Annotated in this window: 11 protein-coding genes; 6 read left to right on the top strand and 5 right to left on the bottom strand. The window is 38.7% G+C overall.

Translation table 11 applies throughout. The features are described 5' to 3' along the window. The first annotated feature begins 64 nt into the window (after positions 1 to 64). From rnz to DZB84_RS11895, 3 genes are read left to right on the top strand one after another with little or no spacing between them, the layout of a single operon-like run. On the top strand, positions 65 to 997 hold the full coding sequence (gene rnz, locus DZB84_RS11905) for a ribonuclease Z (protein WP_116352484.1): 933 nt from the start codon (positions 65 to 67) through the stop codon (positions 995 to 997). Between the two features lie 26 nt (positions 998 to 1,023). Further along, positions 1,024 to 1,773, top strand: a complete 750-nt coding sequence (gene nfsA, locus DZB84_RS11900) for an oxygen-insensitive NADPH nitroreductase (protein ID WP_116352483.1) — start codon at positions 1,024 to 1,026, stop codon at positions 1,771 to 1,773. A gap of 30 nt (positions 1,774 to 1,803) precedes the next feature. Further along, positions 1,804 to 5,004 (top strand): DEAD/DEAH box helicase, encoded by a 3,201-nt coding sequence (locus tag DZB84_RS11895; protein WP_116352482.1) that lies wholly within the window; start codon positions 1,804 to 1,806, stop codon positions 5,002 to 5,004. Positions 5,005 to 5,053: 49 nt separating this feature from the next. Here DZB84_RS11895 and namA read toward each other — a convergent pair whose 3' ends face one another. The 5 genes from namA to proI form a co-directional block, all read right to left on the bottom strand. Continuing rightward, the gene (namA, locus tag DZB84_RS11890) at positions 5,054 to 6,073 is read right to left on the bottom strand and encodes an NADPH dehydrogenase NamA (protein ID WP_116352481.1); all 1,020 of its coding nucleotides are present in this window, start codon (positions 6,071 to 6,073) and stop codon (positions 5,054 to 5,056) included. 120 nt (positions 6,074 to 6,193) lie between these two features. Then, complete coding sequence (locus tag DZB84_RS11885) at positions 6,194 to 7,006, bottom strand: hypothetical protein (RefSeq protein WP_116352480.1); 813 nt, start codon at positions 7,004 to 7,006, stop codon at positions 6,194 to 6,196. A gap of 56 nt (positions 7,007 to 7,062) precedes the next feature. Next, positions 7,063 to 8,202: a CAP domain-containing protein gene (locus DZB84_RS11880; RefSeq protein WP_116352479.1), complete on the bottom strand. Its 1,140-nt coding sequence runs from the start codon at positions 8,200 to 8,202 to the stop codon at positions 7,063 to 7,065. Positions 8,203 to 8,297: 95 nt separating this feature from the next. Next, on the bottom strand, positions 8,298 to 9,497 hold the full coding sequence (locus DZB84_RS11875; RefSeq protein ID WP_116352478.1) for an MFS transporter: 1,200 nt from the start codon (positions 9,495 to 9,497) through the stop codon (positions 8,298 to 8,300). A gap of 129 nt (positions 9,498 to 9,626) precedes the next feature. Then, positions 9,627 to 10,472, bottom strand: a complete 846-nt coding sequence (gene proI, locus DZB84_RS11870; protein ID WP_116352477.1) for a pyrroline-5-carboxylate reductase ProI — start codon at positions 10,470 to 10,472, stop codon at positions 9,627 to 9,629. 639 nt (positions 10,473 to 11,111) lie between these two features. Here proI and DZB84_RS11865 point away from each other — a divergent pair. From DZB84_RS11865 to DZB84_RS11855, 3 genes are all read left to right on the top strand, one after another. After that, complete coding sequence (locus DZB84_RS11865) at positions 11,112 to 12,077, top strand: MBL fold metallo-hydrolase (protein WP_116352476.1); 966 nt, start codon at positions 11,112 to 11,114, stop codon at positions 12,075 to 12,077. A gap of 26 nt (positions 12,078 to 12,103) precedes the next feature. Beyond that, positions 12,104 to 12,898, top strand: coding sequence for an SDR family NAD(P)-dependent oxidoreductase (locus tag DZB84_RS11860; protein ID WP_116352475.1), 795 nt, complete (start codon positions 12,104 to 12,106; stop codon positions 12,896 to 12,898). 173 nt (positions 12,899 to 13,071) lie between these two features. After that, positions 13,072 to 14,112: a glutathione S-transferase family protein gene (locus tag DZB84_RS11855; protein WP_116352474.1), complete on the top strand. Its 1,041-nt coding sequence runs from the start codon at positions 13,072 to 13,074 to the stop codon at positions 14,110 to 14,112. Positions 14,113 to 14,120: the final 8 nt, after the last annotated feature.

Here is a 14,120-nt window from a genome sequence, read left to right as displayed (position 1 = left end):
AGTAAGTAATGGGACAACAGTGGAAAACGTAATAAATTTATCTTTTAATTGGAGGATTTCTCAAGTGGAAGTCGTATTTTTAGGAACGGGTGCAGGGGTGCCTGCAAAAGAGCGGAATGTCACTTCAATTGCTTTACAATTGCTTGATGAGCGGAGGGCCACCTGGTTGTTTGATTGTGGGGAGGCAACGCAGCATCAAATTTTATATACATCCATAAAGCCAGGGAAAGTAGAAAAGGTTTTTATCACTCATTTACATGGTGACCATATCTTTGGATTGCCTGGATTTTTAGGAAGTCGCTCCTTTCAGGGAGGAGAGTCTTTATTAACCGTCTATGGTCCAAAAGGGATAAAAGCATTTATTGACACTTCATTAACAGTAAGTACGACTCATATTCGATATCCGCTAGAAGTGGTTGAAATCGAAGAAGGAGTGGTTTTTGAAGATGATCAATTTAGTGTGATTGCAAAAGAGTTAGACCATGGGATTCAATCCTATGGATATCGCATCGTTGAAAAAGACCTACCTGGAACATTGTTAGTTGACAAGCTATCCAAAGAAGGGATTAAACCTGGTCCCATCTATCAAAAAATTAAAGAAGGTCAAACGGTCGTTCTCGAGGATGGGCGTATGATAAATGGTGAAGAATATATTGGTCCACCTAAACAGGGACGAATTGTAACCATTTTAGGCGATACTCGTTATGTTCAAGAAAGTATTGAACTAGCAAAAAATGCGGATCTTCTTATTCATGAAGCAACTTTTAGCTCGAATGAAGCGGGGTTAGCTCATGATTATTTTCACTCAACGACTACTCAGGCAGCAGAGGTTGCTAAACAGGCTGTAGTTAAAAATTTGATATTGACACATATTAGTTCACGATATCAAGGAGAGGACAGTCAGAAACTCCTTGAAGAAGCGCAGAAGGTGTTTCAACATACATATATATCTAAGGATTTTTTTAGGTTTGATATTAAGCCAAGCCACACCGATTAAGACGACTACGAGGAGGATACATAATCATGAATTCAGTTATTGAAACCATTATGAATCACCGGTCGATTCGTAAATTTGAAGAAAAATTATTAACAGACGAACAAATCCGCACGATTGTTGAATGTGCACAAGCTGCCTCAACTTCTAGCTTTATTCAGGCGTATTCCATTATCGGAGTTAAGGATCCAAATAAAAAGCAAAGGCTTGCTGAAATTGTTGGTAATCAAGCCTATGTTGCGGAAAATGGACATTTCTTCGTGTTTTGTGGTGATCTTCATCGCCACCAAGTTATCAGTGAAATAGAAGAAAAGGACTTATCGACCTCTTTGGAGAGTACAGAAAAGTTCATGGTTGCGACAATTGATGCTGCCTTAGCTGCACAAAATGCTGTACTCGCAGCAGAATCAATGGGATTAGGTGCTTGCTATATTGGAGGCTTACGTAATAATTTAAACGAGGTTTGTGATATTTTAAATATCCCTAGATTTGTGATTCCGCTTTTCGGAATTGCTGTTGGCTACCCGGCACAAATGCCTGATAAAAAGCCACGACTTCCATTCGAGCATATTTATCATGAAGAGGAATACCAGCAAGACAAAGCTATATATAAACAAGAGTTAGCAACCTACAATCAAACAATTTCAGATTATTATACACAACGCACAAAAGGGAAGCGCTCAGATACATGGACCGGTCAGATGGCAAATATGCTTGAAAATCCGAAACGGATGTATATGAAGGAATTTGTAAAAAAACAAGGATTTAATCAACAGTAACCCCTAAATCAAAGAGAAAGGAGCGGAACCATGGATATCAAAATTAATCTTAAAATGATCAAAGAAATGTGTGGGACCGTCTCCTTCAAAAGAGGGGACGCTTTTTATCGAACGAATAAAGTGGCATTTACTGAATACGGACTTGATCAATGTAAAGCCACCGTAAAAGGTACAGAAGACTTCCATGTTAGCATTGAAAAAGACACAAATGGAAAGCTAAAAGCCACATGCACTTGTCCATCACTTGCGAATTTCGATAAGGATTGTCAGCATATTGCAGCAGTTTTAATCGCGATTCATGAACAGCAAAGTCAGGAACCATTCGAATTCTCAATGATCAAGACATCTAAAACTGAAAAACTAACAAGCGATTTCATGACGCTTTTTTTAGATCAACCAACGCGTTCGAGTGGTCACCAGCTTCATTTTGAAAAAAGAGAAGTCCTAGATGCTCGCTTCATATTTCATCCTGTCAAAGTTGCGAATGAAATTTTATTTGGCGTGGAGATTGAAATCGAACAGATAAAAATACATGACATTCGTAACTTTCTAAAGGATTTAAAACAGGGGAAGCAAAGTGAAATATCTTCCAATTTTATATATGACTCTAATCTTCATTGCTTTTTACATGAAGCGGATAACCTTCTTCACCAATTAGTGAAAGTAACCGAGGATGAAAAAATTTTTCTAGACATGATCTCTGGACATTCAAATTATAAAGGGAGTTCTAGAATATTGTTAATTCCTCCATCATCGTGGAAAGGGCTCATTCCTTTGTTTTCAAAATGTCCTTTCATTTTTCTGGAATACAATGATCATTCCTATGAAGGGCTTCAAATTGTTCAGCAGCCACCTCCACTTCATTTTTCATTTGAGGAAGGGGAAGAGAATGACTATCTGTTACGAATTCAGGGGTTCAATCGAATGAGTATTTTAAAACCCTACCACACCGTCCTTAGTGATGGACTTCTTTATCAAATCGAAGAAGAGGATTGTGACCGATTATTGGAGCTTAAACAAATGCTCGCGAGTCCTGGTTCAAACCATATTCCCATTCAAAAGGAGCAAGCGCCATTTTTTCTTAAGAAAATTGTCCCAAGCCTGAAAAAGATTGGTGTTGTTCATATGTCTCAAGCCATTTCCAAAGAGATGATGAAAACACCACTTGTTGCTAAGCTGTATTTGGACCGGCTGAGACATAAGTTGCTTGCAGGTCTTGAATTTCACTATGAAAATATCATCATCCAACCATTAGAAAATCGTGATTTGCCAACTGGTCCCATGATCATCAGAGATGTGGAAAAAGAGGATGAAATTTTACAAATTATGGATGAGAGTGGTCTTTCAAAAACAGAAGGCGGATATTATATGCATAATGAGGAACTTGAGTATGAGTTTTTATATCATATCATTCCAAGACTCCAGCCACTTTGCCAAATTTATGCAACAACAGCTATACGGAATCGTATCATTCCTAAAAATGAACATCCGAAAATAAGGGTGAAGATAAAAAAAGAACGCACAAATTGGCTTGAATTCAAATTTGAGATGAAGGGCATTGCTGACCAGGAAATTCGTGAAATTCTTGTTGCCCTTGAGGAAAAACGAAAGTATTATCGTTTGAAAAATGGTTCACTACTCTCACTTGAAACGAGAGAAATGGAAGAGATACAGCGCTTTTTACATGCTGTTCCGGTCCAGGACGATGATTTTGAATCAACCTTAAATATGCCGATGATTGAGGCTTTACCCCTATTAGGCTCAATTGATGACAGTGATATTTTTACGGCAGAGAAATCATTCCGCCAATTTCTTGACTCTATCCGACATCCGAATGATTTATCTATTGAGGTTCCGAAGCATTTAGAGTCCATCTTACGAGATTATCAGAAGGTGGGCTACAAATGGATGAAGACGTTGGCTAGTTATGGATTTGGCGGCGTTCTAGCCGATGATATGGGACTAGGGAAAACCGTGCAGAGCATTGCTTTTATGGTGTCGGAACTTGCTACTATCCGAGAGAAGAAGCAGCCCGTACTCATTGTTTGCCCATCCTCTTTAACCTATAATTGGCTACATGAGTTATTGAAATTTGCTCCTGAACTTCAAGCGGTTGTGATTGATGGGAATAAGGCAGATCGAAAAGAGTTGCAAAAAGAGAGTGAAGGTATGGATGTTCTTATCACGTCCTATCCGTTATTACGACGTGATATTAAATGGTATGAATCTCAAAGTTTCCATACCGTATTTTTCGATGAGGCTCAAGCCTTTAAAAACCCAGTGACCCAAACAGCGAGGGCAGTCAAACGGATAAAAGCAGATCATCGTTTTGGATTAACCGGGACCCCGATTGAAAATTCGATCGAGGAACTCTGGTCCATTTACCATGTTGTCTTTCCACAGCTGTTTAAGGGCTTAAAGGAATATAGTCATTTGACTAGAAAGGACATCTCAAGAAGGGTTCGACCCTTTTTGCTGCGCCGTGTAAAAGAAGATGTTCTTGCAGAGTTACCTGAAAAAATTGAAATCATGGAATCATCAGAGCTACTACCTGAACAAAAAAAGCTTTATGCTGCCTATCTAGCGAAGCTACGACACGATACATTAAAGCATCTTGATAAGAATACGATTCGAAAAAATCGAATTCGAATTCTTGCAGGGTTAACCCGCTTGAGGCAAATCTGCTGCCACCCGGCTTTGTTCGTGGATGGCTACAAGGGAAGTTCTGCAAAGTTTGAGCAACTTCTTCAAATCCTTGAGGAATCCAAATTGTCTGGAAGGAGAGTTTTGATTTTCTCTCAGTTTACGAAAATGCTTGAGTTGATTGGAAGGGAACTTACGAATCGAAGCTTTGCCTTCTTTTACTTAGACGGACAAACACCTACGGATGAACGTGTGGAATTATGCCAACGGTATAATGCAGGGGAGCGGGAATTGTTTTTAATCTCGTTAAAAGCAGGCGGAACAGGTCTTAACCTGACGGGTGCTGATACGGTTATTTTATATGACCTTTGGTGGAATCCAGCTGTAGAAGAACAAGCTGCAGACCGCGCCCATCGGATTGGTCAGAAAAAGGTTGTCCAAGTGATTAAGCTATTTGCCCGCGGTACCATTGAAGAGAAAATGAATGAGTTACAAGATAAGAAGCGAGATCTAATTACAGACCTTATTGATTCTGAGGAAAAAACAACTCTAACGGAAGAGGATATTCGAGAGCTTCTAATGATATAAACAAGGCACTTTCCATGTAGGAGAGTGCCTTTTATCATACCTAAGAAATTTAAAGCCAACCGCGATCATATTGTTTCGGGCTTTCAATGGATACCCCTAATTCTTTTGCAGCAGTTCTTGGCCAGTAAGGATCACGTAATAATTCACGTGCAATAAATATTAAATCCGCCCGATTGTTTTTTAAAATTTCTTCAGCTTGAACAGCTTTTGTGATTAAACCTACTGCACCAGTAGGGATATTCGCATCATTGCGAATCTTATCTGCAAAACCGACTTGATATCCAGGATATACGTCAATTTTAGCCGGTGCTACGCCACCTGAGCTAACGTCGATTAGGTCAACACCTTGGTCTTTCATGCGTTTTGCATAGTCTACATAATCGTCAGGAGTTAATCCATCGTTTGTATAATCATTTGCTGATATACGAACAATTAATGGACCATCCCAAACTTCCTTAACTGCCTCGATTACCTCTTGCAGGAAACGGTAGCGGTTTTCACTGTTTCCACCATATTCATCCTCACGTTTATTTGAAAGTGGAGATAAAAACTCATTAATTAAATAGCCGTGTGCCCCATGAATTTCGATGATATCAAACCCAGCCTCTTTTGCGCGTCTTGCTCCATCCTTGAATGCTTCGACTGTTTCTTTAATTTCATTAATTGTTAATTCTTTTGGAGTTTTATATCTTTCATTAAATGCAATTGCAGATGGGGCAACAATATCTCCTTCAACAGTTGCTTTTCGACCTGCATGAGCCATTTGGATAGCTGATTTGGCGCCCTGAGCTTTGATCATTTCAACAAGTTTTTTGAAGCCAGGTATATGCTCGTCACTCCATATTCCTAAATCCAGTGGGGAGATTCTTCCTTGTGGTGTAACAGCAGTTGCCTCCACCATGATAAGTCCAACCTGACCGACAGCTCGGCTTACATAATGGGTATAATGCCAATCCTGAAGCATTCCATCCTCATTATGACTGGAATACATACACATCGGTGACATCACAATTCGATTTTTCAAGGTGACATTTTTAATTGTATATGGTGAGAATAATGCTGTTTCCATAAAATTACAGCCTCCTTTGCAGTTTGTTACGTTAAATAGTATATCAAGTTATAACTTGAAGTTCATCGATTCTGCATATCAAATAAAGAAGCATCGACCTTACGTTGTCGATGCTTCTGTTTATTTATAGGGTATTTCCGCTAATTTCTTTCCTGTTTCTGTACTAATGAGTGCCACTTTCGTAGGCACATATTTTTGAATTTGTTTATCAAACACATATCGTGTTTCAAAATACGCAATTACATCATAATGGGCAATACCTGAAACAGCTCGAATTGTCACGATTTCCTGAGGCTTCATTTTTGTTAATTTATCAAAACGATAACTGGAAACCGGGTCAACCCATGTTTCAATCGCTTCAAGTCGTTTTTTTAATTCTTCCTTGTCAGGAAAATCTCGGTAGCGATCCTCTGATAACGGAATAACTGCTTCTAAGTCAGTCTGTTTATCAATAAATTCAACTTGATAATCACCCACGTATTTCATTGAAAAACGCTTTTTCGCTTCGTCAAACCAGCCTGACGTATTAGGGTCTTTGAAAATTTCCTCAACTTTTTCACCTGTATAGCTCAGAACCGTTAACCCGGTGATCCCTCCACTCCCTACAGAATGAAAATAGAGGAGTATATCCTGTTTTCCATTTTGAAGGACATCAGCAAACTTCATGTCTGCCAATTGGTATAAATCTTGTTTATTATGATAGGTACCTAATTGTTCACCATTGATTTTTAAAGACCATTCATTCGCGAGATTGTATTGATTTTTTCTCGCATATAACTCGATAATATCCTTATTACCATCTCCGTCTAAATCAATATATTCCTTTTGGACAATCGTAAAGGGACCATACTCAACATCGGTTTGCTGGGCAAGAGTCACACTGTGAAAGCCGATGAGAAGGCCAAGTAATACTAAAAATCGTACCAGTTTCACAAAATCACCTCTTTGGTAGGATAACCAAAAATTGAGAGGGATATAGGTGAGACTTCTTATTTTGTATAAAAGTTCTCCGTGTAATATGGATGAGATTCCGTATTAAAGGCAACTCCAACCCCTAAATACATATATTCCTTTTTTAAAATATTTTCCCGATGTCCCATGGAGTTCATTAAACCTTCATGGGCGAAAATACTGCTGAACTGTCCATACGCGAGATTTTCTCCTGCAATCGTAAATAATATTTCATCCTCAAGCATACGGTCAAAAGGAGATTGACCTTGTAAATTTGTATGATTGAAATAGTTATTTTCCGCCATGTCTAAACTGTGCTTTCGCGCTGTTTCCTTCACGTGTTCATCCCAAGTTAGTACCCCTAATCCGTGATTTACCCTCGATGCATTTGTAAGATCAAATAATTGATATTCAAAGCCTTCTTTTAATTGTTCACTGGCATTTGTATAAAAATCTTCTCTATTTTGTTCCAGTGCTTCTGAAACGATTTGAATTGAAGTCACCGTATTGTTTTCATGTTTATCATAAAAGAGGGTGACATAAGTGTTATCGATATGGAAGACGTCATAGTCCCGATCTTGTTGAAATTCATAATAGACAAATCCTTTTTGGATTCGAGTCATAGGTTCACCAAGTAGATTGAGAGCATCTTGTTTTGGTGTTCCACGTTTGATTCCTTTCGTTGATGAAATAAGGTCTTGATTTGTGTATAATCCGATAACCTTATCACCAGAGTCATAAGCGACCATCATAAAATTATGGTAGTTTTCATGATACGTATACCAGTTCGTTCCATATTCATTTAATGATGTCCGTTGCGCGGGACCAAGCTTCTTTTCTACACTTTGTTTACTCTCTCCAAGCTCAATGTTGTTTATCGAAAAAGCCTGTTCACTAGGAACATGTAACTCTGGTTTCTCAATTTCATTCTCACCAATAATTGAATTTTCCGGTGCTTTTTCCTCCAATGTTTGCAGTAATGTAGAGATGTAATCTATTCCATCATTTAATTTTGTTTTAATCGATGCAATTTCCTCAGATTCAGAAACTCGGTCGAACTCAGACGTAATAGTATCGAAAACTGATTGATTATCAGATTTTAAAGCGAGTTTATCAAGTACCGTCCAAGCCGCATATAAGAAAAATAAAAAGGATAAAAATAATAGGATTCTCCTCATAACTAACCTCCAATCCCTAAATACATTCTATCCAAATTTCTTTGAAACGATAAGGTATTTTATTTACAAAAAGCGAAAAAGGGGAGAGAATCCCCTTAGACGGAAGTTGAAGTTGTTGTTTTACCAATCCATATGAAATATAACAAAATGGAAATGAGAACAGAGAATGCAGAGGCAATGTAGATTGAATGGTACCCTAATAAGTGAGAAAGTTGACCGAACGTAATTGCACCGATTCCAACTCCTAAATCAAACGATGAAAAAAAGGTTGCATTTGCCATTCCTTTACGGTGTACAGGTGCTGTCTGAACAGCCCATGCTTGGAGGGCTGGTTGCAAGGCACCAAAACCAAGTCCATAAAGAAATGCGGCAATATACAGGACAAGACTACTAGGTAACCAAGCTAATAGAATCATAGCTATAACAATTAAAATAGCACCAGGTGCAAAAATAGCTCGATGACCTTTTAAATCATAAAGGCGACCAGCAAAGGTGCGAGAAATCATTAAAGCGACTGCAAATATAAGAAAATACCACTCAATCCCGGGTATTTCCTTTTGTAAAGTATAGATAGGTAAAAAGGCAGCAATGCCTCCAAATGTAACGGTTATAAAGAATAATAGAATTGAAGGTGGAAGGGCTGTTTCTTCATAAAAGTCCCATTTTCTGGGGTTTTCTTTTACTGGCTCGATTTTTTTGTAGTGGATTCTAGATGAAAGAATGAGTGCCACTAATCCAAGAATGGCACAAATGGAAAAGAGTTTTGTAAAGGATATTGTACCAGCAAGTGTAAGACCTAAAGATGGACCAAACGCAAGGGCAATATTGCCGAATAGACCGAAATAGCCCATTCCTTCTCCACGTCTATTGGCAGGGATTAAATCTGTGGCGATTGTTCCTGATGCTGTTGTTGAAAAGCCCCACCCAACTCCTTGAATGATTCGAAACAGGAACAAAAAGAATAAGCTTGAGATGATTCCATAGGAACCAACAGATAATACGAAGATGGAAAGCCCAAGCAGATAAACAAAACGACGTCCTCTTTTTTCTAATTGATGACCGGCAAACGGTCTGATTAAAAGTGCGGAAAAGGTAAAAAATCCAACGACTAATCCAATGAGTTGGTCATTGCCTCCGAGCTGTTCTACAAAAAGTGGAATGGTTGGTAGTGTCATTTGAAAGCCAAGAAAAATAAAAAAGTTTGAGATGCAAATAAGGGTAAAATCGCGAGTCCAGATTTTCTCTTTCGTCAACCTTAATTGTGGTGGTGTTTCTTTTATAAGCGGTGCACTCATAGAATCTCCCCATATTGTATTATTTCGGTTTTCTAAATAATTTTATCAAAAATGTCAGTAAAATCCTACCCCTCATGCACTATTTTCTCAGATTCGGCAGAATTCCACTGACATATGAAAAATTTTGATTTAATTTTCTTGTGAAACGGATTGTAGCATAGCTTCTCCAAGCTCAGCGGAGCGAATCGTCGCCCGTTTAATACATGCCACCATTGCTTGCTGGTAATTATATTGCTCTAACACTTTTATTCCTGCTTCTGTTGTACCGCCTGGACTTGTTACTTCTTTTCGTAATGTAGCGGGTTGTTTTGATGAATGTTTTAGCATTTCCGCCGCACCAATTATGGTTTGAAGAATTAATTCTTTGGCAATTCCTTTTTCGAGCCCGATATCATCCGCTGCTTTTTCCATTGCTTCAACTAAATAATATACATAGGCTGGACCACTTCCGGACAGGCCTGTGACGGCATGAAGATCTTTTTCCGCTACTGTTGTTACAATTCCAATTGTTTGAAACAATTGGCGCGCTATTAGAAGGTGGTTTTCGTTTGCGTGCATTCCTGCGGACAGGGCAGTGGCTGATTTTCCGATAGTAGCAGATGTGTTTGGCATTGCACGTACGACTGCCACCTCTTTGTTGAGTAAGTCAGTTATGGTTGTTGTTGCTACTCCTGCTAGTACAGAGATGATAAGTTGTTGTTCACTGACATATTCTTTTATGGCTAATACAGCTTCCGCAACATCCTTTGGTTTTATCGCAAGAATGATGATTCCAGCATTTTCAATCGCTTCTTTTTGGTTTGGACTAATTGTTACTCCATAGGTTTTGCTTAGCTCTGCTAATCGTGTATGGTTAGAGCGATTCATTACAGAAATTTGTCTCGGCAAGAAGAGCTCCTTTTGTAGCATCCCAGAAATCATTGCCTCAGCCATTGAGCCAGCTCCAACAAACACAATATTTTGATTCATTTCCATAACGATCCCTCCGGCACAATTGATTTTCGCTGTTGGTGGACGCTTTCCGCGGGCGTGGCTTGAGCCTCCTCGTCGCTAATCGCTCCTGTGGGGTCTCAAGACTCACGCTTTTCCCGCAGGAGTCGCCACCTTCCGCCTTCAATCAATGTTTTCATTTTTATTAAATAGCAACAATCTTTTAGAAAAAATCCAATTAAAAAGTAAAAAGACCTATTCATCCTTGATAAAGGACGGAATAGGTCTGCTATCCGCGGTACCACCTTACTTAACATTTGAAAAAATGAATTTTCAATGTTCCACTTGAACCCGTATCGTGGGAAACGGTTAGGTTTTCCTAACAGCTCATAGGTAGGTTCAATCTAGAAGCGGGTGATGAGATCTTTCAGCCGGTGGATCTCACTCTCTTTTACCATTCCATGATTTACTAGTCCTAATCATTGCCTTAGCGAATTTTATATTATTGGTCATTATGCACTGATTTTAGCGGGATGTCAAGGGCTCGAAAGTAAAAAAAGAGCCCAATTTATTTTACATATTAGAGATATTATTTGAATATAATGACAAAATGAGAATGAAAAGGTAAACTAATATTGGATAAATGTAACAAAATGATATGGATATCGTACAAAGGAGATTTTTATGAATAAACTTACGACTACGAAGGATGTTTTTAAAATTACCTTGCCCACACCTTTTGCTGTCGGGGATGTGAATGTATATGTTGTTAAAGGAGACGCACTAACGTTAATTGATGCGGGTGCAAAAACAGAGGAAGCATGGCAATCCTTTAAGGAGCAGCTTGCTCAGTTAGGCTATTCACCATCTGATATTGAACAAATTGTAATTACCCATCATCACCCAGACCATGTTGGGCTTCTTGACTTTTTTAGTAAGGATGTCCCTATCATTGGTCATCCTAAAAATCAGCCATGGATTAGTCAGGATAAGCAATTCTTTGCACATAATGAGCCGTTTTATAAAGAGCTTTTTACTCAATTAGGTCTTAATCCAGCATTTACAGCTTTAATCGATATGGATGAAGAATTTGAATATTCTTGCCGTAGATCGTTAACTTCAACGATTGGAGAAGGAGATACAATTGAAGGGTTATCTGGCTTTGAGGTATTGGAGACGCCTGGGCATGCACAAAGTCATATTGTTCTGTATCGGGAAGAGGATGGAATGCTTATTGCAGGAGATACCCTTTTAGCAAAAATTTCACCAAATCCATTACTTGAACCACCGCAATTTAGTGAAACTGCTAGACCAAGACCATTAATTCAATATAATAATTCTTTAAAAAAACTACTAACGCTCGACATGTCAAAGGTCGTAACAGGGCATGGAGACGATATTACGAATGCTCACCACTTAATTCAAGAAAGATTCCTCTCACAAAAAGAACGAGCCTATCATGTGCTAAAAATGATCAAGGAAAAGCCGATGACAGCATTTGAAGTATGTACCAGGTTATTCCCGAAAGTCTACTTAAGGCAGCCTCTTTTTACAATTTCTGAAACAGTTGGACAGCTTGACTTCCTTGAGGAATTAGGGGAAATTAAGATAGAAGTAGTGAACGGACAACATATATATCACTCAAATTAACAAATTTCTGAGGTGAAAAAGGTCGTATGAATTCAAGACTTAAAGGAAAAACAATTGTCATTACGGGTGCTTCGAGCGGGATTGGTGAAAAAATTGCCTATCTCGTTGCAGAGCAAGGGGCTACTCCCGTTCTATTGGCCCGTAGTTATGACCAGTTGGAAAAAATAGCACAGAACATTCGAGAAAAATACAAGATAGACAGTTTATTGTATAAGTTAGATGTGCGTGATACCGAAAATGTAAAAGAGGTATTTGACGACATCCTACATCATGTAAAAACGGTTGATGTCCTTGTGAATAACGCGGGGTTTGGTGTGTTTGCCAATGTTGTCGATGCAAAAATAGAGCAAATGAAGGCAATGTTCGAAGTAAATGTTTTCGGGCTTATTTCCTGTACAAAAATGGTATTGTCGACAATGATTGAGCAAAACTCGGGTCATATAATTAATATTGCTTCACAGGCTGGCAAAATTGCGACACCAAAATCAAGTGTCTATTCTGCTTCAAAGCATGCGGTTCTCGGTTTTACAAATAGTTTACGGATGGAGCTATCGAGTACAAATATTCATGTAACAGCCGTTAATCCAGGACCCATTCGAACACGTTTCTTCGATATCGCAGATGAGTCTGGTACCTATGCGAAGAATGTAAATCGTTTTATGCTAGATCCTGATGTAGTTGCGTCTAAAATTGTAAATGCCATGCTAACTCCAAAACGCGAAATTAACCTGCCGGGCTGGATGAATGCAGGTAGTGTTTTTTATACCCTTTTTCCTCGCCTTGTTGAAAAAGTGGGCGGGAAGGCGTTTTTTAAGAAATAGCTTTCAATCATACTCCTTTTTATTAAGGGGTATTTTTTTGCCTTTAAACATATAAAATTAACTGAATCTTATAAGTTTCATTACTTGACGAATGATTTAGATAATGAGTAAATTACATTAAACACATTGAATTACTGTGCATTAAATAGAAGGAACATGAGGGAGAGAATGACGTGTCACAAAATGATCAGACATTAAGCCATAAAATTACCACTGAAGCAAACATTACTTCAACCAATAAGCCTGCAGAAATAAAAGGGGATGGCTCGTTTAATCGTCAAATAAATCGCTTTACAACTCCTTTTGGAAACCAGCCAGATGAGCTTCCCGTTAAGTCCGGCCGCTACCGTTTACTTTGGTCGGCTGCATGTCCATGGGCGCACCGCTCTGTGATCGTTCGCCAGGTGCTTGGATTAGAAAGTGCAATTAGCTTAGGAACAGTAAGTCCACTTAGACCTCGAATTGAGCATGTAGATTGGGAATTTTCTTTAGATGAAAATGGAGTTGATCCTGTTCTTAATGTTCAGTATGTGAGTGAGGTCTATAAGAATGCGGACCCTGACTATACAGGTAGACCTACTGTACCAGTCATGGTTGATCTTGAAACCAAAAAAGCGATTAACAATGATTATTTTAAGCTTACCAACTATTTTGAAACCGTTTGGGCTCCTTTTCATAAGGAAAATGCTCCCGATTTATATCCGGTTAGCTTGCGCGAAGAAATTGATACATTAAATGACGTCATTTTTCATGATGTAAACAATGGCGTGTATAAATGTGGATTCGCTCGTTCTCAGGAGGCCTATGAACAAGCCTATGAGCAATTATTTGCTAGGTTAGATGTATTAGAAGAGCGTTTGTCCAAGCATCGTTTCTTATTTGGAGATTTTATCACGGATTCTGATGTCCGCTTATATACGACATTGGCGCGCTTTGATGCTGCTTATTACTCTGCTTTTCGGACAAATCGAAATTTAATCCGTGAGTTTAACAATTTATGGGGGTATGCCCGTGACTTATACCAGACTCCTGGTTTTGGTGAAACGACTGATTTTGATGCGATTAAGCGACATTATCATCTATCCATCACCATTGATCCTGCAAAAGGAGAAGTGAATATACTTCCTAAAGGACCAGATGAATCTGTATGGCTTTCCGAACATAACCGTGAGCAGTTAAGTGGAAAAAAAGAAAAGTTCTTGATCAAAGGGTAGGTGAAATC

It is taken from the genome of Bacillus sp. HNG, from assembly GCF_003400205.1.
Lineage (GTDB): Bacteria > Bacillota > Bacilli > Bacillales > Bacillaceae_L > Ferdinandcohnia.
This window is presented reverse-complemented; position numbering and strand designations above follow the sequence as displayed.